The organism is Pyxidicoccus trucidator, from assembly GCF_010894435.1.
Taxonomy (GTDB): domain Bacteria; phylum Myxococcota; class Myxococcia; order Myxococcales; family Myxococcaceae; genus Myxococcus; species Myxococcus trucidator.
The window spans coordinates 135621-155370 of sequence record NZ_JAAIXZ010000022.1 but is presented as its reverse complement, the minus strand read 5'-3'; the positions used below and the strand labels follow the sequence as shown (position 1 = coordinate 155370).

The following is a 19750-nucleotide window of genomic DNA, read 5'->3' as shown; positions in this document are numbered from 1 at the left end:
CGAGAGCAGTCGCCTCAGCGCCGGAAGCGCGCGGCGGCCTCCCGCTCGAAGGCTTCGACGTCGCGGTAGTAGCGCTCGACCTCGGCCTGCATGGCCGGCTGCGTATAGACCTCCGGGCGGGGGTGCTCGATGACGTCGACGATGGCCTTCGTGGCGTCCTCGACGCTCTGGGCCCCTGGGAGCACGCGCGAGTCCGGGCCGCCGCCCAGCGCGTTGGTGCCGAACTCCGTGGCGACGATGCCCGGCATCACCACCGTCACCATGATGCCCGGGTGCGTCTGCCTCAGCTCCATCCGCAGGCAGGCGCTGAGCCCGTTGAGGGCGTGCTTCGCCGCGCTGTAGGCCGAGCGGAAGGACGCGAGCGGCAGCCGTGCCAGCCCGCTGGAGACGTTGACGAGCTGCCCCGCGTTGCGCGACTGGAAGTGGGGCAGCACCGCCTGCATTCCGTAGAGCGCGCTCTTCACGTTGTCGCGCCACATGGAGTCCATGTCCTCGTCGGTCAGTTCCAGCACCGAGCGGGTGATGCCACGTCCCGCGTTGTTCACCCAGACGTCGATGCGGCCAAAGCGCGCCAGCGCCGCGTCACGCAGTCGCTCCATGTCCTCGCGCCGGGTGGCATCGGTGACCACGGCGAGGGCCTCGCCCCCGCACCGCGCGGCGACGGCCTCCAGCTCCGGCTTCCGGCGCGCGGCCAGCACCAGCTTCGCCCCCTTCTCCGCCGCCTGGCGCGCCAGCTCCGCGCCGATGCCCGCGCTTGCTCCCGTGATGACGATGACCTTGTCCATGAACGCTCCTGATGGGCCCAGCCGGGCCTGACGGCCGGAATGTACCCGCGCGAGCCGGCACGACACGGAACATCCGCGCCACCCGCGAGCATGCGGACAGGGCGTCTGTCCGTTACCCACTCCCAGGGCCGGCGGCACCGGGGGGCATCCGTCCGGGGCCGTCCGCCCGTGGTACCCTTCCCTCCCGTTCCCACCCGTGGGTTGCGCCGAATGCCGTTCCGGATCTTCTCCTTCTCGATGCTCATCGGGCTCGGCGCCGTGCTGGGTCACCTGTATCTGTACCGGCGCCTGGTGCGGCAGCTCCTGCACGGCCGCCTGTCGAGGTTCCTGGCGCTGGTCGTGCTCGGCCTCATGACGCTCGTGCTGATGGCCCGGCGCACGGTCCTGGACGCCCTGCCAGAGCAGCTCGCGGGAATCGTCACCATGGCGACGTACACGTGGATGGGCGTGGCGCTCTGCCTCGTCATCGCGCTCGTCGTGCTGGACGTTGGCCGGGGCCTCGCCGCCGTGGCCCGGCGCGTCCTTCCCCGGAAGGCCGCACCACCCATGGCGGCCCCTGTGACAGCGCGCCCGGAGCTGGCCCCCTCCCCCGTCGTCAGCGAAGACCGGCGCCTCTTCCTCGCGCGGACGATGGCGGGAGGCGCGTTCGTCGCGGGTGGCGGCCTGGCCGCGTACGGAAGCTGGCGGGCCTTCTCCCCGCCCCTGGTGACCGAGCTGGCGGTGAAGATTCCGAAGCTGCCCAAGGCGCTGGATGGGCTCACCATCGTCCAGCTCACCGACATCCACGTGGGCCACTTCATCCAGCGCCGGTACATGGACGCGCTCGTCCAGCAGGCCAACGCGCTCCGCCCCGACCTCTTCGCGATTACCGGCGACCTGGTGGACGGGGACGTGCACTCGCTGGGCGGGGCCGTGTCCGCGCTCGCCGGGTTGAAGTCGCGCTACGGCAGCTACTTCGTCACCGGCAACCACGACTACTACTCCGGCGACGACGAGTGGACGGCGTTCCTCCAGTCGCTCGACATCCAGGTGCTGCGCAACCGCCACGTGCGCATCGGCGACGCGGGCGCCTCACTGGACCTGGTGGGCGTGGACGACTGGAGCGGCGGCCGGCGTCGGAACAAGAAGGGCTATGACCTGGACCTGGCGCTCCAGGGGCGGGATCCGGACCGCGCCGCGGTGCTGCTCGCGCACCAGCCCGCGAACTTCACCGTCGCCGCCGAGCGCGGCATGGACCTCCAGGTCTCCGGCCACACGCATGGCGGGCAGCTCGTGCCGATGACGTTCTTCATCGGGCTGGCATGGGAGCACTCCGCCGGGCTCTACCAGCACGGCGACTCGCACATCTACGTCAGCCGGGGCTGCGGCTTCTGGGGACCACCCATGCGCGTCGGCAGCCCTCCGGAGATCGTCAAGCTCGTGCTGACGGCGTAGGCAAAGCGGCGCGCCCTTCGTTCACTTCAGGGACAGGCGGGGCGTGTAGCGCCAGAACCGCTGCCGGTGGCCGCAGCCCTCGCAGGAGAGCTGGACGAGGAACTCGCCGCCCTGGCCGTGCGTGGCGGGGGTGAGCGTCTTCGCGACTTCATTGACCGTGTGGTTCCCGCACTTCTCGCAGTTCACGCGGCGCGTGGTGGCGAGCATCGCATGGCGCACCACCGTGCCTCGCTCACACGGCCCACACCACCAGACGTGATAGTCCGCCGTGCCGAGCCGCTCCTCGTGCCGCTGCCCTTCGTCGAGGTGGGGATCCGCCGACTACCGCCAGGGCCGCGGCCAATAGCGCAGGCACCATCATGACCGGGGCTCCAGTTCCACCTGGTGAAGGACGGCGCCCGTGAGGTCGTGCAGGGCCACGGTGAGCGCCCCGCTCTTCCCGAGGATGCGCACGCTCCCGAAGTACTGCTGCCCCTCCCAGGGCGCCGCGTTCATCACCGTGGCGGGGCGGTGCCAGCGGACCTCGGGGCCGAAGGTGTCGTCCAGCGGGCTGGGCCCGAAGGTGCCCGCGTGCAGCGGCCCGGCGACGAACTCCCAGAACGGGTCGAAGTCGCGGAAGCGCGCGCGGTCCGGGTGGTAGTGGTGCGCGGCCGGGTAGTGCACGTCCGCGGTGAGGAAGAGCACGTTGCGCACCTGGCGGGCCTTGAGGAACGACAGCAGCTCGGCCAGCTCCAGCTCGCGTCCCAGCGGGGCTCCCGGGCCGTTGGCCCACGCCTCCATGTGGTAGCCGTCCGCGTGCTGCCCGTCCGGGATGATGAGCCCCAGCGGCATGCTGGTGGCAATCACCTTCCACGTGGCGGTGGACGCGGCCAGCGCCGACTTCAGCCCGTCCAGCTGCGCTCGGCCCAGGAAGGTCGTCTCCGGCCCGGGGCGCTCCTGGCGATTGACGGTGTTGGGCCCCCGGAAGGCGCGCACGTCCGGGATGAACACGTCCAGGTGCGGCCCGTAGGCGAGCTGCCGGTGGATGCGCCCCTCCGCGCGCGCCGCCCCGCCCACCGGGGAGTACTCGAAGAAGGCCTGCCGCGCCCGCGTGCCCAGCACGCCCGCGTCCGACACCTGCGTGTAGCGCGGGTCATCCGCGAGGCTGCGCCCCGGGTACCAGTTGTTGCGCACCTCGTGGTCGTCCCACTGGTAGGCGATGGGCACCTCGCGGGCGAAGGCGCGCAAGTGCTCGTCCAGGAAGTTGTAGGCGAAGTTGCCTCGCAGCTCCTCCAGCGTCTCGGCCACCTTGGACTTCGCGGGGGTGACGCGGTTGCGCCACACGCGGCCGTCCGGGAGCGTCACCTCCGGGAGGAGCGGGTTGTCCGCGTAGATGGCGTCGCCCACGTGCAGGAAGAAGTCGGGGTGCAGCGCGCGCATGGCGCCATAGCCCCGGTAGCCGCCCCACTCGGAGTTGATGCCCCAGCCCTGCCCGCACACGTCCGCGCTCCACGTGAAGTGGATGTCGCGAGCGCCGTCCGGGGCGGAGAGGAAGCGCCCCTGCCACGCCTCGCCCGCGCGGCCACCGTCCTCCGCGATGACCCGCACGTGGACCTCGCGCCCGGGCGGCAGCCCCGTGAGGTCCACCACGCCGGTGAAGTCGGAGGCCTCCGTCAGCGCCGCACCTTCGACGCGGCGCACGCCCTTCACGAGTCGAGGGTCCTCGCTCCACTCCACCACCAGCCGCCCGGCCCGGTCCGCCTTCCCCCATACCGTCACGGCCCCGGCGCGTGAATCCCCGAGCTGGGCGCCCAGCGGCAGGCCGGGCCCGGGACGCGGCGCCGGTGTGCGGCTCGCCGTGGAGGGCGTCGGGGACGACGTGGCACAGCCCGTGGCCGCGAGCACGAGTCCCTGGAGCACGGTGCGGCGGGGAAGGACAGGCATTGCGGGGGCCTCCAAGCGCGAGGCCCGCAGGTTAGCAGCGCCCTCCCTCGGGCCCTCAGGACTTCATCCTCAGCCGGGCGCCACCCGTCGTGCCCCCGGGCGCCCCGGCTCCGGCCGTGGGGAGCGCTCCGGAAAGTCACACCCAGAGCAAAGCCCGGTGACCAGGGAGGCAGGCAGCCCCGTACGAGCGGCGGCAAACGAGCGACTTCGGGTATGCTCCCACCCCCATCAGGACCCGTGAGGGCGGGTCCGCTGGAAACTCTCAATCGGGCCTCGCTCGAAAGGCACACACACATGAAGCGTCTGGGAAAGGTCGGTCTGGTCCTCGGAGTTCTGGCCCTGGGTGGCACCGTCGGCTGTACCGACGAGAAGGCGGAGGCCGCCAAGACGCACCGCATCAAGGGTAGCGACCACATGAGCAAGAAGGAGTGGAAGGAGGCGGCCGCCGCGTACGCCCTTTCCCTCGAGGCCGACCCCAAGCAGGAGAAGGTCTGGGAGAAGAAGGCCTTCGCCCACATGCAGGTCGGTCAGATGGCCGAGGCCTCCCAGTCCGTGATGAAGATCATGGAGATGAAGACCACTCCGGCGGAGAAGGCCGAGGTCCTCCGGACGCTCGCCAGCATGCACATGCAGGCCGGCACCACCGATGACGCCGAGAAGTACTTCAACGAGGCGCTGAAGATCGAGCCGAAGGACGAGACCTCTCTCGGGTGGATCGCGGAGATCTACGCGCAGCGCGGCGGCGCCCGCTCCATGGCGGCGCCCATCCTGAAGGCGGACCTGGAGAAGTCGCTCGGCTATTACGACCAGGTGCTGGCCATCAACGCCAACTCCGCCAACACGTACCTCAACAAGCGCGTCGTCATGGCCCGCCTCATGGAGTACGAGCGGCAGCAGAAGGAGATGGCGCTGTCCGAGGCCGCGGAGAACGCCAAGGACAAGGTCGTCGTCGCCGAGGCCAACGCCCGCGCCGAGGAGCACCAGAAGCGCATGGACGACTACCAGGCGCAGTTCGGGGAGCTGACCAAGAAGTTCAGCGAGGCCCAGAAGGCCGCCAAGGCCGCTCCGCAGGCGTCCAACAAGCCGTAGCCGTCACGTCACGGCAGCAACACCCGAGGGCCTGGGACCGCGAGCCGGTGCCGGGCCCTTCACTTTTCGAATGTCCACTCATCGAGCCTTGCAGAAATCTTCCTGCCCTCCACCGCCGGCCTGGCTCTACGCTTTGAGCCTCAACAACCAGGCAGGGAGAACGGCGTATGGACATCCGCGCAGCGGTGGCGCTCGAGGCGGGCAAGCCCCTGAGCATCGAGACGGTGCACCTCGAAGGGCCGAAGGCGGGCGAGGTGCTCGTCGAGCTGAAGGCCACCGGCATCTGCCACACGGATGAGTTCACCCTGTCGGGGAGCGACCCGGAGGGGCTGTTCCCCGCCATCCTCGGCCACGAGGGCGCGGGCATCATCGTGGACGTGGGCCCCGGCGTGACGTCGGTGAAGAAGGGTGACCACGTCATCCCGCTGTACACGCCGGAGTGCCGCCAGTGTAAGTCGTGCCTGTCGCGCAAGACGAACCTGTGCACGGCCATCCGCGCCACGCAGGGCCGGGGGCTGATGCCGGACGGCACCAGCCGCTTCCGCCTGGGCCGCGAGCCCGTGCACCACTACATGGGCACGTCCACCTTCGCGCAGTACACGGTGCTGCCCGAGATTGCGGTGGCGAAGATTCGCGAGGACGCCCCGTTCGACAAGGTCTGCTACATCGGCTGCGGCGTGACGACGGGCATCGGCGCGGTGGTCTACACCGCGAAGGTGGAGGCAGGCAGCAAGGTGGTGGTGTTCGGCCTGGGCGGCATCGGCCTCAACGTGGTGCAGGCGGCGCGCATGGTGGGCGCGGACCAGATTGTCGGCGTGGACATCAACCCCGCGCGCAAGGCCATGGCGGAGAAGTTCGGCCTCACCCACTTCGTGAATCCGAAGGAGGTGGAGGGCGACCTGGTGCCGTACCTCGTCAACCTCACGGGCGGCGGCGCGGACTACAGCTTCGAGTGCATCGGCAACGTGAACACGATGCGGCAGGCGCTGGAGTGCTGCCACCGGGGCTGGGGCGAGAGCATCATCATCGGCGTGGCCGGCGCGGGGCAGGAAATCAAGACGCGGCCGTTCCAGCTCGTCACCGGACGCGTGTGGAAGGGCAGCGCCTTCGGCGGCGCGCGCGGCCGCACGGACGTGCCGAAGATTGTCGACTGGTACATGGACGGGAAGATCAACGTCGACGACCTCATCACCCACACGCTGGCGCTGGAGGACATCAACAAGGGCTTCGACCTGATGCACCGGGGCGAGTCCATCCGCAGCGTGGTGAAGTACTCATGACGGCGGCCCCCACCCGCCTGTCCGAGCACCGCTGCTTCGACGGCACCGTCGGCTTCTACCGCCACGCGTCCGAGGCGTGTGGGGGTGACATGCGCTTCGGCATCTTCGTCCCGCCCCAGGCGCGGGAGCGGAAGGTGCCGGTGCTCTACTACCTGGCGGGCCTCACCTGCACGGAGGACACGTTCCTCATCAAGGGCGGCGCGCAGCGCATGGCGGCGGAGCTGGGGGTGATGCTGGTGGCCCCGGACACCAGCCCTCGCGGCGCGGGCTACCCGGGTGAGGACGCCTCGTGGGACTTCGGCGTGGGCGCGGGCTTCTACCTGGATGCCACGCAGGCGCCGTGGTCCGCGCGCTACCGCATGGGCACGTACGTCACGAAGGAGCTGCCAGCGCTCATCGCCGCGCACTTCCCCGCCCGCGCGGACCGAGAGGGCATCTTCGGGCACTCCATGGGAGGGCATGGCGCGCTGGTGTGCGCGCTGCGCCAGCCGGGACGCTACCGCTCCGTGTCCGCCTTCGCGCCCATCGCCGCGCCCATGCGCGTGCCGTGGGGACAGAAGGCGTTCCGCGGCTACCTGGGCGAGGACACCGCGGCGTGGCGTGAGTACGACGCCACGGAGCTGCTGCGGGCCTCGAAGACGCGCCTGCCGAAGCTGCTCGTGGACCAGGGGACGAGCGACAAGTTCCTCCAGGAGCAGCTCAAGCCGGAGCTGCTGCGCGAGGCCTGTGAGGCCGTGGGCCAGCCCCTGGAGCTGCGCATCCACGAGGGGTACGACCACGGCTACTACTTCGTCTCCACGTTCATGGAGAACCACCTCCGCCACCATGCGGCGGCGCTGAACGCGTAGCTCACGGGCCACGGTGACAGTTCCGCGCCGGGGCGGTGTTCCCTCTCCCGACGCCGGCCTCGACGGCGACCTTCTCGGGAGTGGGAACATGCGCATCAGGAACCAGGGACTGTGGGTGGGCTTCGCACTGCTGGCGGCAGTCCTGTCCGGCTGTGTACGCGGGCCCTACGTGGAGGGCAGCGGGCGCTTCATCGAGGAGGAGCGGCCGACAGCCGACTTCGTGAAGCTCGAGGTCAGCGATGGCCTCGAGGTCCGGGTGCGGGTGGAGCCGGGACAGCCGACGCAGGTGCGCGTCGTCGGAGATGACAACCTGGTGGCCCTGGTGCGGACGGAGCACTCCGGTGGAGACCGGCTCCGCGTGTCCCTGCCCGAGGAGGACGTGGGGGAGTGGGACTCGCGCCACCCGCTGCGCGCCGAGCTGACGGTGCCGCGCCTGGAGTCGGTGGTGCGCTCCGGGGGAAGCACGGTGGACGTGGGCGGGACGCTCGACTCGGAGTCCTTCAGGGTGAGCGCCAGCGGTGGAGGAAGGCTGCGGGTGAGCGGCCTCGACACCGCGCGGCTCGACTTGGACCTGAGCGGTGGCGTGGAGGCCACGTTGGAAGGCGCGGCCACCCGCGTGACGGGCGACACGTCAGGCGGGAGCGTGCTGCGCGCCCGTGAGCTCTCCGCGCGCGAGGCCACGCTGACCACCAGCGGCGGGGGCGAGGTCGTCATGCGCGTCTCGGACACCCTGGAGGTGACGTCCTCGGGTGGAGGCAACGTGCGCATCATCGGCCAGCCCACCGTGCGCTCGCGACAGCTGAGCGGGGGCTCCACGCTCACGCTCGAGTAGGCGCCGCGGGTGACGGTGGTGGGCGCGGGGCTAGCGCCGCCGCCGGCCGCCGCCGAAGAGCACCAGCAGGATGCCGCCCGCGAGGGCCGCGCCTCCGCCCGCGAGGTACAGCGTGGTCTGCTCGGTGTTGCGGCCGGTGAAGACCTCGGTGGCCCGCTCCGCGAGCGAATCCCGCGCGCGCAGCCCGGTCCACAGCAACACGCCTCCCGCGACAGCGAGCATCACTCCCACGAGCCGGACGAGTCCCACGGTGCCTCCTTGAGGTGCGCGTGGAGCATAGCCGCTCCACGCAGGTCCTCGGCGGCGGGAATGAGGCGGGCGCCCATTCCTCTTCGGCGAAGAGACACAGGCGTCCGACACTCGGAGCGAGTCGGAGCCGTACTGGAGAACAAGGCGGGCGCCCATTCCTCGCCTGCATAGAGGAACAGGCGCCCGGTGCTGTCTCTGCGTCGGAGCCGCGCTGGAATCAGCGCTTCCGACGCGTCGGCGTCTTGCTCCGCGCCTTGCCGCCGGTGGCGCGGGGCTTCGCCGGCTTCGCGGCCTTCGCGGGCGTCTTGGCCTTGGCCTTCACCGGCTTCGCCGCCTTGACCTTCTGGGTCTTCTTCGTGGCCTTGGTGGTGGCCTTCTTGCGCGGTGCCGCTGCCTTCTTCGCGACCGCCACCTTCTTCGTGGCCGCTGCCTTCTTCGTGGCCGCCACCTTCTTCGTGACCGCCTTCCGCTTCGGGCCTCGCTTGGACGCGGCCTCCCGCTCCTCGCGGATGGTGGGCACCTGCTCCGCCGCCTCGCTTACGCGCTCGGGCGTCGCCTGCGCGGTAGGCCTCGACTCGGCCGCGGGGCTCGCGACAACAGCCGGCTTCGACTCGGCCGCCGGGCTCGCGGCAACAGCCGGCCTCGCCTCGGGCGCGGGCCGGGTGGACGCAGACGGTGGGGCCTCAGTCGAGGGCTTCGCGGAGACGCCCGGGCCCGCCCCGGACACAGGGGTACGGGCCGCTTCAGGGGCCTCGAAGCGCGGCCCGGTGGCCTCCTCGGCCGGTTCCCGTGTCTCGGGCCTCGGCTTTGGGGCTGGGAAACGGGGGCCCGGTCCGGCCTGCCGGTCCGCGCCATGCCGCTTCGCCTCATGCTTGGGATGGGTCGCGCCACGGACCTCCGCCCCACCCCGGCCGCGCTGGGAGGCCAGCGCGCGGATGCGGTCGAACCCCGGGTGCGGCGAACGGGAACCCTCGTCCCCAGCGGACACGGGCGCCTCGACGGGAGCCGCCCACGGTGGCGACGTCGGCAGCTCGCGCGCCTCCGGTGCGCCCTCCTGCCCGGGCCCCTGCGACGTCCGAGGAAGCGCCTCGGCCTCCGTCGCGGGGAGCGCGGGGGACTGGGGCTGGATGAACATCCTCCGCTTCGGCCCCTTCGACGCTCCTGGAGCCTCGGTGGGACGCTGCGTCTCGGGCTCCCCGCGCCACGGGCGCTGGAACCTGGAGGCACCTGCTCGCGCCGGTGCGGCCTCTTCGCGCCGGCCCTCGCGCACGAAGCGTCCACGCGGTCCACCGCCAGCGGGCTCCTCGCGCGGTCCTCGCTGCACTGCTCCGGCGGCGGACTCGCGCTCGCGACGGCCGGGACGTCCCGCCCGCTCACGGCCATGGCCTCGCGGCGGCTCCGCTTCCCACTCGCGGCGGCGGCGCGGAGCCCCCGGCTCGGCGCGGGCGAGCATCGCCTCACCGTCGAACTGGAGCGCCTCGAAGTCCATCTTCCGCGCCGTCACATTCACCGACGACAGCCGCACGCGCAGCTTCTGTCCTACGCGCACGCGGCGCCCACCGGCGTACACCAGCGCGTGCGTCAGCTTGTCCAGCTTCGCGCCCGGCCCCAGCGTCTCCGCCTTCACCAGGCCTTCGACGTGCTCCTCGTCCAGCTCGATGAAGAAGCCGAAGTCGGTGATGGCGGCCACCGTGGCGGCGAACTCCTCCCCCACCCGGTCCTTCATCAGCAGGCACGCGTAGAAGGACACCACCTCGCGCTCCACCTGCATGGCCGCGCGCTCACGCTCGGAGCACTGCACGGCCATGTCTTCCAGCTGGGCCTCCTCGCGCTCCAGCATGGACTCCGAGGGCTTGCGCCCCTTGCGCGCCCAGTGCGCCTTCAGCAGCCGGTGCACCAGCAGGTCCGGGTAGCGGCGAATCGGCGAGGTGAAGTGCAGGTAGTGCTCCGCCGCCAGGCCGTAGTGCCCCACCCGCGACGCCGTGTAGACGGCCTGCATCATCGAGCGCAGCAGCAGCTGGTTCAGCGCCCGCTGCTCCGGGTGGCCCGCGAGCTGGCTGATGAAGGCATCCAGCTCCTTCGACGGCACCCCGTCCTCGAAGCGCAGCTTGAAGCCATACGCCGCCGCCAGCGCGGCGAAGGTGGCCAGCTTCTCCGGGTCCGGCTCACCGTGGAACCGGTACACCGTGGGCAGGCCCTCGTCCTGGAAGAACTTCGCCACCGCCTCGTTGGCGGCGAGCATGCACTCTTCAATCAGGCGATGGCTGTCCCTGCGCTCGCGCTTGTCCATGCGCTCAGGCAGGCCGTCCTTGCCCAGCACCACCTTGTGCTCGGGCAGGTCGAAGTCGATGGCGCCGCGCTCCTTGCGCATCTTCGTCAGAGTGCGCGCCAGCGCCATCAGCTGCTCGAACTGCGGCTTGAAGGCGTTGCGGTGCGGCACGTCCTTGCCGTCCAGGACGTCCTGCACCTCGTTGTACGTGCACCGCGCGGCGCTGCGCATCACCGCCGGGTACATCTCGTACGAGAGCCGCTGGCCCCGGCGGTCGAACGTCAGGTCCGCCACCATGCACAGCCGGTCCTCGTCCGGCTTCAGGGAGCAGATGCCGTTGCTCAGCCGCTCCGGAAGCATGGGCAGCACGCGGTCCGGCAGGTACACGGACGTGGCGCGCCGCAGGGCCTCCGCGTTGAGGGCGCTGCCCGGGCGCACGTAGTGGGACACGTCGGCGATGGCCACCACCAGCCGCCACCCGTCCCCATGCGGCTCCGTGTAGACGGCGTCGTCGAAGTCGCGAGCGTCCTCGCCGTCGATGGTGATGAGCGGCATCGAGCGCAGGTCCTTCCGCTCCTCGCCGCGCGCCTCCTCTTCCGTCACCTTCACCGCGTAGCGGTCCGCCTCGTCCATGGCCTCCGGCGGGAACTCGTCGGAGAAGCCCTGCGAGAAGGCGGTGCCCAGCACCTCGGCGCTCGGCTCTCCGGGCTTGCCGAGCGAGCCGGCCACCTCGCCAAACAGCCCCCGGTCCGGATCCAGCAGCTCCGCGCCCACGCCGAGCCGCACCCTCACCAGGTCGCCGTCCTGCGCCATCTGGGTGAGGGGGACGGTGATGGAGCCGGGCAGACTCGAGTCGGTGGGGTACACCACGCCGTACCGGCCCTGCTGCATGTACGTGCCCACCGCCAGCTCGCGCCGGCGGTCCACCACGCGCATCAGCCGGCCCTCGTAGCGCCCGGGGCGTCCGGAGACCTCCACCACCACCCGGTCATTGTCGAGCGCCCGCTGCGCCTCGCCCGGAGGCAGGAAGATGTTCTCCCCCTCGCCCGTCACCGGGTGCACGAAGCCGAAGCCGTCACGGTGCACGTGGAGGATGCCCTCCACCGGAGGGAGCGCGCCGCCGTCGAAGCCGCCACGGCGCCCGGTGGAACCAAAGCGCTCCGGCCCGCCGCCCCGGCGGAACCCGCCGCCTTGCGCCGACTCCGAGCCGAAGCCCTTGCGGTCGCGCCCGCGCCCCTGGCGGTCCTGCGGCTTGCCGAAGTCCCGGCCGGGCCGCTCCTCGGAGCCCCGGCCACGGAAGCCCGCGCCCTGCTGGGCGCCACGCGCACCCCGGCCGCCGTGCTCACTGCCCTGGAGCGACTGGTACGTGCCCCGCCCCCGGGGTTCGGTCCGAGCGCCACCACCGGGAGCCGGACGGCTCCAGGGGGGCGGGACGGAGGCCGCCTCGGCTTCGTCGCGCCGTGCGGGAGCCGGGGCTTCCATGGGAAGGAAGCGCTTGCCCTCCTTCTGCACGGCCCCCTTGCGGACGAGCTCGCGCAACGCGCGCTTGAGCTCGGTCTGCTGTCCGGGGTGCAGGCCGGCGAGCCGCAGGAGCTCCTTGATGCCCAGCGGGTGGTCAGCGTCTGCGAGGATCTGCCTGAGTTGGTCTGGAGAGAGGCTCACGGTGGGGTCGCGGCTCGGCCGCTACGGGAACGGGTAAGCCCGGAGCGCCCAGACGGGAACCCCCCGGCGACCGGCCGCCTCCCGGAGCCTGCTCCGGGCGGCGTCCCTCAGGGCTTGACCGTGACGTTGATCTTGAAGGAGCGGTCCACCAGGCCAGGGGAGAGTGCCTTGGCCAGGAAGAACTCCACCTCGAAGGTGCCCGGGTTCCTGGGCGTGAAGAAGAACTCGCGGGTGGCCGGTCCGCCGCTGGCGCCCGGCTCGAAGTTGGCCTCGCGCAGACCCACGCGCTTGGCCACCGTGGGCTCGATGGCCCAGGTGAAGCCGGGCTGCTCCGGCAGCCGCACGGTGAGGCCGTGGTTGAGCTTCACGTCCACGGACGTGGGCACCTCGCCCTCGATGTGGACCAGCTCCATCTCGTCGCGCGACACGGCGCGGGCCTCGGGCGGACGCGGCTCGACGGTCTCCGCGACCAGCCTCCCGCCCCAGCCGGACGTCTTGTCCACCACGCCCTGGAGCTGCAGGGTGTGGCCCACGTGCTTGCGCAGGGCCTTGTTGGCCGCCTTGCCCTCGATGAGGAAGGAGACCTGCTGGCGGGTGCCGCCGTTGGACACCACGAGGACGAAGTCCTCGCCCGTCATCTCGAGGTTGCCGCGCACGGTGGCGAAGCCCTTGACGCCCGCGCCCATGCCGGCCGCCGTCACCATGGTGATTTCGCCAGGCGACAGGTAGCGCAGCCGCGGCTCCGTGTCCGCGGGAGGCGGCGCTTCGACTTCGGCCTCCGGCTTCTTCGCCGAGTACTTGCGCACGTCCACCACGCCGCCGTGGTTGGTCGTCTTGCGGATCATCCCGCTGACGGAGACCTTGTGGTCCACGTAGGCCGGGAGGACTTCCTGATCCGGTCCCTGGAGGAGGAAGGTCAGCTCGCGCTTGTCGCGGCCCACCACCACGAGGTGCGGCATGTCGTTCGTCACGACGAGCCGGCCCTTGAGGCTGCCCTCGCCCATGACGCCGCGGCCCTCGCCGGCGGTGAGCAGCTGCTCCATCTCACGCTTGGTGAGCGGCTCGCCCGGGGGCGGCAGCTTGGTGGCTCGTGGACGGGGCCTGTCGGCCGCCGGGACGGAAGTCCCCGCGCCCGCGCCACCCGTCTTGGAGCCCGCCTTCCCGCCCGCGGCCTTCGCGGCCGGAGCCGCCTTGCCAGCGGGTGCGGCCTTCGCGGCCTTCTCCGGCGCGGCTTTCTCCGCCGCGGCCTTCTTCGCGGCGGGGGCCTTCGCCGCCGGGGTCTTCTCGGCCGCGGGAGCCTTCTCCGCTGCCTTCTCCGGCGCGGCCTTCTTCGCCGCCTTGGCACCCTTCGCCACTTCCGACGCCGCCTTCACCAATTTCGTCGCCGCCTTTGCCACCCGTTTTGAGGCGTTTTTGATCAGATCCAGCCGGGCGGTGTTGTCCTTCTTCGCAGCGGGCTTTGCGCCAGCCTTGCCAGCGGGAGTCGTCTTCTTGGCCCCGGACTTGGGCTTGGCCATCGACGCAGTCTCCTTGAGAGTTCCCGTGTCCTTTCAACGGGTTGGCGGGCCGCCCCGAGGGGGCAGGCAAGCCTCGCGATCACGTCTGCTTGTAACGATGATCAGCTGGGCTGTCAAACTAACACTTGATTTTCTCACGGACTTTCGTTGCTTCACGGGGTCGAGCCAGGTGCCCGCCGCACGGCTATAAGCCAGCCATGAACGACGCCGCCACATTGCTGCCGGTCGAGGAGGCCCGCGCCCAGATCCTGGCCCTGGCCACTCCCCTGCCCGCCGAGTGGGTGCCCCTGGAAGAGGCCCTGGGCCGCACCCTGGCCGACGACGTCACGGCGCAGCGCACCCTGCCCCCCTGGGACAACTCGGCCATGGACGGCTACGCGGTGCGCAGCGCGGACCTGGCGGGACCGCCGCCGGTGCGGCTGGTGGTGGGCGAGACGGTCTACGCCGGGGCCACGCCGAAGCGGGACGTGCAGCCCGGGACGTGCGCGCGAATCATGACGGGAGCCCCCCTGCCCCCGGGCGCCGACGCGGTGGTGATGCGGGAGCGCACGCGCCCGGTGCCCGACGGGGGCGCTGATCAGGTGGACATCCTGGAGGCCGTGGGGCCGGGCCACTTCGTCCGTCCACGGGGCGAGGACGCGAGGGAGGGCCAGGTGCTGCTGCCCCGGGGCACGCCGCTGGGCATCCCCGAGCTGGGGCTGCTCTGGGCCCAGGGCCAGCTGTCCGCGCCCGTGCCCCGCGCCCCCCGGGTGGCCATCCTCTCCACCGGCGACGAGTTGTGCCGCGCGGACGAGCCGCCCCAGGGCCGCATCGTCGACACCAACGCCCCGTCACTGGCGATGGCGGTGCGGCGCGCGGGCGGAGTGCCCTCGCTGCTGGGCATCGCCCGCGACACGCGCGACTCGGTGGAGACGGCCCTGTCCCGGCTGGACGGCTTCGACGTGGTGCTCACCAGCGCGGGCGTGTCCGTGGGCGAGCGCGACTACACGAAGGAGGTGCTGGCGGCCCTGGGCGTGGAGCAGCACTTCTGGCGCGTGGCCATCAAGCCCGGCAAGCCGCTGGTGGTGGGCCGGCGCGGGCGCACCCTCTTCTTCGGGTTGCCCGGCAACCCCACGTCCTCCCTGGTCACCTTCGAGCTGTTCGTCCGGCCGGCCCTGCGCCGGCTGCTCGGGCACACGGACGTGGAGCCCGGCCGGGTCACCGGGCGCCTGGACGGCCGCCTGTCAAAACCCGCCGGGCTGGCCCACTTCGTCCGCGTCACGGCCGCCTGGAGAGAGGGCGGGCTGTGGGCGCGTCCCCTCGCCACGCAGACCTCGGGTGTTCTGCGGTCGGCGGCGACGGCCACCCACCTGCTGCACTTCCCCCGGGAAGCCAACAGTTTGTCTCATGGGGACCCCATAGAATTGCTTCCGCTTTCCTGGGTGGCCTGAGTAACGCACGGCCGGCCCGCGCATCTTTATTGCTGACGGTGTGCAAAAGCTTTGAGCCTGCCTTGACTTGCAACCGTGGGGCCTCCAAAGAGGGAGCCCTGCACCGGAGACGCCTCGACATGTCGGATACTCGCTCACCCCAGGTCCTTCCGACCCGAAAGCACACGCAGCACCTGGAGCGGTTCGCGGAGGCGGACGTGCCCACGGAGCGCGGGACGCTGCGGACCATCGTCTTCCGGGACAAGCGCAACGGGCGCGAGCACGTGGCACTGGTGGTGGGCGACGTGCAGGGCATGGAGGGGGTGCCGGTGCGCATCCACTCCGAGTGCCTGACGAGCGAGGTCTTCGGCAGCCTGAAGTGCGACTGCCGCCAGCAGCTGGACCGCTCCCTGGACTTCATCACCCAGGGGGGCCTGGGGGTCGTGCTGTACCTGCGCCAGGAGGGGCGGGGCATCGGGCTGGGGAACAAGATCAAGGCGTACGCGCTACAGGCCAAGGGCCTGGATACCTACGAGGCCAACAGGCAGCTGGGCTTCGCGGACGACCTGCGCACGTACGACATCGCAGCAGAGATGGTGCGCAGCCTGGACGTACGCTCCGTGGACCTGATCACCAACAACCCGCTCAAGATCGCGGGCATGGTCGAAGAGGGCGTGCCTGTCCGGCGTCGAATCCCTTCCCGGACCACGCACAATCCGCATAACGTCGACTATTTGAGGACGAAGCGCGAGCGTACGGGGCACCTGATTGAGCTCTTCGCCGAGGATGACGACACGGAAGCCAAGGCCGGCTGAGAAGCCGCCCGCGCGGCGGCGCAAGGCCGCTGCGCGCAGCCAGAGCCGCGTGCCCTTCGAGGTGCGCTTCTGGGGCGTGCGTGGTTCCATCCCCACTCCCGGTCCGCAGACGAAGCGCTACGGCGGGAACACGCCGTGCGTGGAGGTCCGCTGCGGGGACGAGCTGCTCATCTTCGACCTGGGCTCCGGAGCGCGGGCCCTGGGCGACGCGCTGCTGGCCACGACGAAGCCGGTGCGCGGCTCCATCTTCATCTCGCACTACCACTACGACCACCTGCAGGGCCTGCCCTTCTTCGGCCCCATCTTCGTGCCGAGCAACGCCTTCACGCTGTACGGCTCGCCCCGCAACGGGCAGACGGTGAAGCAGATTCTGGGCGGGCAGATGGTGCAGCCCTACTTCCCGGTGACGGCGGAGGGCGTGTTCCGCGCACAGCTGACGTACCGCGACTTGTCGGCCAGCGACACGCTGGAAGTGGGTCCGGCACGGGTGAGCATGCTGGAGCTGAACCACCCGGGCGGCAACCTGGGCTACCGCGTGGACTGCGGGGGCCGCTCGGTGGTGTACGCCACGGACGTGGAGCACGGCAGCTCGCTGGACTCGGGCCTCTTCGAGTTCGCGCGCGGCGCGGACCTGCTCATCTACGACTCGATGTACACGGAGGACGAGTACCTCGGCCGCAGCGGTCCTGCCCGCACGGGCTGGGGCCACTCCACGTGGGAGGCCGCGGTGCGCGCGGCGGATGCGTCCGAGGTGAAGACGCTGGTGCTCTTCCACCATGACCCGGGGCGCGACGACGCCGCGATGGACAAGCTGCTGCGCCAGGTGCGCAAGCACCGCCCCGAGGCGATTGCCGCCAAGGAGTCGATGGTCATCAAGCTGTAGTCGAAGTCGCCCGCTCGGCCACGGCGCGCTTCACCGTCTCGCGCAGGCCCCGGAAGGGCAGGCGCTCCAGGGCGGTGGGCACGTCCACCCACTCGAAGGCGTCGTGCTCGGGGCCCAGGCGCACCTCGGCGTCCGGGGCGCAGTGGACTGCGAAGCCGTGCTCCTCCACCAGCTTCGGAGGCAGCAGCTCGCCCAGGGCGAAGGCGTGGCGGTAGTCCAGGTCCACCGGCGGCAGGCACAGCCCCGTCTCCTCCTCCAGCTCGCGCGCGGCGGCCTGGGCGGGGGACTCGCCGGGCTCCAGGCGGCCGGTGAGGACCTGCCAGAAGCCACCGCGCTCCGGCTTGCGGCGCACGAGCAGCACCCGGGCCTCCGGGCCATGGCCTCGCACCACGGCGACGCTCACCGTCCGCATGGGCGGAGGCGCGTCCACGCGCTCGCTGTCGAAGACGGTGCAGAAGCTGCTGGCGATGGCGTCCTCCACCTCCGGCATGGGGATGGGCTGGCCCAGCTCGCGCTGCATGGAGGTGACGCCGGCCTCGCGGATGCCGCAGGGGACGATGAGCTGGAAGTGCTCCAGGCGCGTGTTCACGTTGAGCGCGAAGCCGTGCGTCGTCAGCCAGCGGGAGATGTGCACGCCGATGGCGGCAACCTTCCGCGCGTCCGGAGAGCCCTCCTCGCCAATCCACACGCCGGGCCACTTGGGGATGGGGCCGGCGGTGATGCCCCACCGGGCGAGCACCTGCATGACGGAGCGCTCCACGTCGCGCACGTAGCGGCGCACGTCGTGGCGCTCGGGAGGGAGGAGGAAGATGGGGTAGCCCACGAGCTGCCCGGGCCCGTGGTAGGTGACATCTCCGCCACGGTTGGTCTCGAAGACTTCGGCGCCCTCGGCGGCGAGGCGCTCGTCGCTGGCGACGATGTTCTCTCGCTTCGCGGCGCGGCCCAGGGTTAGGACGGGCGGGTGCTCCAGCAGGAGCAGCACGTCTCCGGACAGGCCCTGGCGACGCGACTCACCGAAGAGGCGCATCAGGTTCAGGCCGTCCTCGTACTCCACCCGGCCGAGCCGGTAGACGGTGATGGCGTTCACGTGCCCCCCTTCCGCCGGCCCTTGCGTGGCGGCGCCGGCCGGGTCGAGTCCTCCAGGCCCCAGGTTCCCGCGGGCACCCGGTTGAGGAGCGCGTGCAGCTCATGGCCGGCGCGGGGCGAGCGCACGGCTTCGGCGGCGAAGGCGCCGAGCACGTCCTCGGAGAGAGAGACGGCCGGCTCGCGCAGGGACAGGCGCCTCCGGGCGATTTCGACGAACTCGGCCTGCGTGGGCGCGTGCAGCGGCAGCAGCACCTGCACGTGCTCCAGGAGGCTCACGGGCACGGCCCCGCGCACGGAGAGGCCCAGCGCGGCCGTGGTGGGCACGGGCAGGACGCCCGAGTCATTGCGCAGCACGGGGCCGCGCGCGTCCGGGCAGAGGCCGCGCGCGCTCAGCACCACGGTCTGGGAGAGCCGACGGGACAGGAAGTCGGCGAGCGTCGCTTGCGACGCGGCGTCCATGCGGTCCACGTCCTCCACGAGGAGTGGCTGGGGCACCGGGCCCTGCTCCAGCTCGGCGAGGTGCACGAACACTCCGCGACGCTGACGCTGGAGTTGCTGGAACCAGACGCTCTTGCCACTGCCCTCGGGGCCGACGGCGAGGACACACCGCGCGCCCGTCTGGAGAGCGCGCTCCAGCAGGGCCTGGGCCTCCGCCTGCCCCACCAGCTCCATGAAGGCGCCCGGAGGCTCCACCGGACGCGAGCGCACGGGAGGTGGAGCGGGCGTGACGTCTCCGAGCAGCGATACGGATTCGGACAGGCAGCCCGCGCAGATGAATGAGCCCGTGGGGCCCGCGACCAGGTCTCCGACCTCGGAGCGGGGTCGACAGCAGAAGGAGCACCACGCATCCAGCGCCGCGTCGGCGCGCGTGGGCCCCCGCTCGATGAGGCGCTTCTCGCGCCGACGCCGGGGGGCTGCCTCCGGGCCTGCGTCCGCGGGCAGTGGGTCCGAGACGGAGCGGGCCTGTGCTTCGTCCAAGCCCGTGCCGGACAAGGGCGCATCGCCGTCCCGAAAAAGCTGCGTCGCCTGAGCAGGCCAGCCCGTTGCCGCCACATCGCCCGCACCTTGCACGGCCTCCGCCGGAGAAGCCCCTGCCCCACCCGCCGCCGCCACGTCGATAGCCGCAGCCTTCACGGCCTCGACCGGCGAGCCCCCTGCCCCACCCGCCCTGGCAATGTCGGCCGCGTCCACGGACGCCGCCACGCGCGCGAGCTGCGCCTCCAGCCGCTGCAGATCCTCCGCGGCCTCGGTCTCGATGACCCACGCCTTCCCGTCGCGAGGCGCCTCCCCTTCCGCGTGCATGCCAGCCTCGCGCAGGGCGTCCTCGATGAGCCGCTGCCTGCGGACCAGCTCCGGAAGCGGCTCGCCCTCCAGGGAGCGCTCCAGCTCCGAGGCCAGCCGTGAGTCCTCGTCATCCTCGAGTCCCGGGCGCGCGAGCAGCGTCTCCGGCATCCACTCCAGCCGGTTCACCTCCTCCGCGATGTCCACCCGGCTGCCGTCCAGCCTGCGCGCGTGGCGTAGGAGCTGAAGCGCGCGCGGCGCGTTACCGGCCTGCCGGTACACCTCCGCCGCCTTCTTGAGACACTCCACCGCGCGGTCCACGTCCCCCTGCATCTCAGCGGACTGGGCGGCACGGATGAGCTCGCGAGGGTTGTCGGCCATACGCAGG

At 71.4% G+C, this 19750-nt stretch carries 16 protein-coding genes; 8 read left to right on the top strand and 8 right to left on the bottom strand.

Going from position 1 to position 19750, the window contains the following annotated elements; translation table 11 throughout:
* Positions 1 to 14 precede the first annotated feature (14 nt).
* The gene (locus G4D85_RS41160) at positions 15 to 785 is read right to left on the bottom strand and encodes an SDR family oxidoreductase (RefSeq protein WP_164019736.1); all 771 of its coding nucleotides are present in this window, start codon (positions 783 to 785) and stop codon (positions 15 to 17) included.
* A gap of 210 nt (positions 786 to 995) precedes the next feature.
* On the opposite strand from G4D85_RS41160, the gene G4D85_RS41155 reads away from it, so the two are divergent.
* Entirely contained in the window at positions 996 to 2219 is a 1224-nt protein-coding gene (locus tag G4D85_RS41155; protein ID WP_164019735.1) for a metallophosphoesterase, read from the top strand.
* Positions 2220 to 2240: 21 nt separating this feature from the next.
* Here the strand turns inward: G4D85_RS41155 and G4D85_RS41150 are convergent, their stop codons facing one another.
* Together G4D85_RS41150 and G4D85_RS41145 are read right to left on the bottom strand one after the other, a co-directional pair.
* Complete coding sequence (locus G4D85_RS41150; protein WP_164019734.1) at positions 2241 to 2426, bottom strand: hypothetical protein; 186 nt, start codon at positions 2424 to 2426, stop codon at positions 2241 to 2243.
* A gap of 150 nt (positions 2427 to 2576) precedes the next feature.
* Positions 2577 to 4142, bottom strand: a complete 1566-nt coding sequence (locus G4D85_RS41145; protein WP_164019733.1) for an alkaline phosphatase D family protein — start codon at positions 4140 to 4142, stop codon at positions 2577 to 2579.
* A 294-nt stretch (positions 4143 to 4436) separates the two neighbouring features.
* Here G4D85_RS41145 and G4D85_RS41140 point away from each other — a divergent pair, with 294 nt between their 5' ends.
* The 4 genes from G4D85_RS41140 to G4D85_RS41125 all read left to right on the top strand — a co-directional run bounded on the left by G4D85_RS41140 (position 4437) and on the right by G4D85_RS41125 (position 8191).
* Entirely contained in the window at positions 4437 to 5231 is a 795-nt protein-coding gene (locus G4D85_RS41140; protein ID WP_164019732.1) for a tetratricopeptide repeat protein, read from the top strand.
* A gap of 167 nt (positions 5232 to 5398) precedes the next feature.
* Complete coding sequence (locus G4D85_RS41135) at positions 5399 to 6511, top strand: S-(hydroxymethyl)glutathione dehydrogenase/class III alcohol dehydrogenase (RefSeq protein WP_164019731.1); 1113 nt, start codon at positions 5399 to 5401, stop codon at positions 6509 to 6511.
* Positions 6508 to 7359 (top strand): S-formylglutathione hydrolase, encoded by an 852-nt coding sequence (gene fghA / locus G4D85_RS41130; RefSeq protein WP_164019730.1) that lies wholly within the window; start codon positions 6508 to 6510, stop codon positions 7357 to 7359. Before G4D85_RS41135 ends, fghA begins: the two co-directional genes overlap by 4 nt.
* Before the next feature lie 88 nt (positions 7360 to 7447).
* Positions 7448 to 8191, top strand: coding sequence for a head GIN domain-containing protein (locus tag G4D85_RS41125; protein WP_164019729.1), 744 nt, complete (start codon positions 7448 to 7450; stop codon positions 8189 to 8191).
* 30 nt (positions 8192 to 8221) lie between these two features.
* Here the strand turns inward: G4D85_RS41125 and G4D85_RS41120 are convergent, their stop codons facing one another.
* From G4D85_RS41120 to G4D85_RS41110, 3 genes are all read right to left on the bottom strand, one after another.
* A complete protein-coding gene (locus G4D85_RS41120) occupies positions 8222 to 8440 on the bottom strand; it encodes a DUF3185 family protein (RefSeq protein ID WP_205525925.1) in 219 nt (72 codons plus the stop codon).
* Between the two features lie 217 nt (positions 8441 to 8657).
* Positions 8658 to 12371, bottom strand: a complete 3714-nt coding sequence (rnr, locus tag G4D85_RS41115; protein WP_164019728.1) for a ribonuclease R — start codon at positions 12369 to 12371, stop codon at positions 8658 to 8660.
* Between the two features lie 107 nt (positions 12372 to 12478).
* Positions 12479 to 13888, bottom strand: a complete 1410-nt coding sequence (locus G4D85_RS41110) for a protease inhibitor I42 family protein (RefSeq protein ID WP_164019727.1) — start codon at positions 13886 to 13888, stop codon at positions 12479 to 12481.
* Positions 13889 to 14085: 197 nt separating this feature from the next.
* Here G4D85_RS41110 and G4D85_RS41105 point away from each other — a divergent pair, with 197 nt between their 5' ends.
* The 3 genes from G4D85_RS41105 to G4D85_RS41095 all read left to right on the top strand — a co-directional run bounded on the left by G4D85_RS41105 (position 14086) and on the right by G4D85_RS41095 (position 16995).
* The gene (locus tag G4D85_RS41105) at positions 14086 to 15318 is read left to right on the top strand and encodes a molybdopterin molybdotransferase MoeA (protein ID WP_164019726.1); all 1233 of its coding nucleotides are present in this window, start codon (positions 14086 to 14088) and stop codon (positions 15316 to 15318) included.
* 119 nt (positions 15319 to 15437) lie between these two features.
* Positions 15438 to 16112: a GTP cyclohydrolase II gene (gene ribA, locus G4D85_RS41100; protein WP_164019725.1), complete on the top strand. Its 675-nt coding sequence runs from the start codon at positions 15438 to 15440 to the stop codon at positions 16110 to 16112.
* A complete protein-coding gene (locus G4D85_RS41095; protein WP_205525924.1) occupies positions 16084 to 16995 on the top strand; it encodes an MBL fold metallo-hydrolase in 912 nt (303 codons plus the stop codon). Before ribA ends, G4D85_RS41095 begins: the two co-directional genes overlap by 29 nt.
* Here G4D85_RS41095 and lipB read toward each other — a convergent pair.
* Together lipB and G4D85_RS41085 are read right to left on the bottom strand one after the other, a co-directional pair.
* Positions 16985 to 18082 (bottom strand): lipoyl(octanoyl) transferase LipB, encoded by a 1098-nt coding sequence (gene lipB / locus G4D85_RS41090; RefSeq protein WP_164019724.1) that lies wholly within the window; start codon positions 18080 to 18082, stop codon positions 16985 to 16987. The genes G4D85_RS41095 and lipB overlap by 11 nt on opposite strands.
* A complete protein-coding gene (locus G4D85_RS41085; protein ID WP_164019723.1) occupies positions 18079 to 19743 on the bottom strand; it encodes a ClpX C4-type zinc finger protein in 1665 nt (554 codons plus the stop codon). Before G4D85_RS41085 ends, lipB begins: the two co-directional genes overlap by 4 nt.
* Positions 19744 to 19750 lie beyond the last annotated feature (7 nt).

Excerpts from the sequence above, each read along its gene's own strand:
- G4D85_RS41135 (WP_164019731.1), top strand. The coding sequence starts at position 5,399 with ATGGACATCCGCGCAGCGGTGGCGCTCGAGGCGGGCAAGCCCCTGAGC.
- G4D85_RS41140 (WP_164019732.1), top strand. The coding sequence starts at position 4,437 with ATGAAGCGTCTGGGAAAGGTCGGTCTGGTCCTCGGAGTTCTGGCCCTG.
- G4D85_RS41125 (WP_164019729.1), top strand. The coding sequence starts at position 7,448 with ATGCGCATCAGGAACCAGGGACTGTGGGTGGGCTTCGCACTGCTGGCG.
- G4D85_RS41085 (WP_164019723.1), bottom strand. The coding sequence starts at position 19,743 with ATGGCCGACAACCCTCGCGAGCTCATCCGTGCCGCCCAGTCCGCTGAG.
- G4D85_RS41110 (WP_164019727.1), bottom strand. The coding sequence starts at position 13,888 with ATGGCCAAGCCCAAGTCCGGGGCCAAGAAGACGACTCCCGCTGGCAAG.
- G4D85_RS41155 (WP_164019735.1), top strand. The coding sequence starts at position 996 with ATGCCGTTCCGGATCTTCTCCTTCTCGATGCTCATCGGGCTCGGCGCC.
- G4D85_RS41095 (WP_205525924.1), top strand. The coding sequence starts at position 16,084 with ATGACGACACGGAAGCCAAGGCCGGCTGAGAAGCCGCCCGCGCGGCGG.
- G4D85_RS41160 (WP_164019736.1), bottom strand. The coding sequence starts at position 785 with ATGGACAAGGTCATCGTCATCACGGGAGCAAGCGCGGGCATCGGCGCG.
- ribA (WP_164019725.1), top strand. The coding sequence starts at position 15,438 with ATGTCGGATACTCGCTCACCCCAGGTCCTTCCGACCCGAAAGCACACG.
- G4D85_RS41105 (WP_164019726.1), top strand. The coding sequence starts at position 14,086 with ATGAACGACGCCGCCACATTGCTGCCGGTCGAGGAGGCCCGCGCCCAG.
- G4D85_RS41150 (WP_164019734.1), bottom strand. The coding sequence starts at position 2,426 with ATGCTCGCCACCACGCGCCGCGTGAACTGCGAGAAGTGCGGGAACCAC.
- G4D85_RS41145 (WP_164019733.1), bottom strand. The coding sequence starts at position 4,142 with ATGCCTGTCCTTCCCCGCCGCACCGTGCTCCAGGGACTCGTGCTCGCG.
- fghA (WP_164019730.1), top strand. The coding sequence starts at position 6,508 with ATGACGGCGGCCCCCACCCGCCTGTCCGAGCACCGCTGCTTCGACGGC.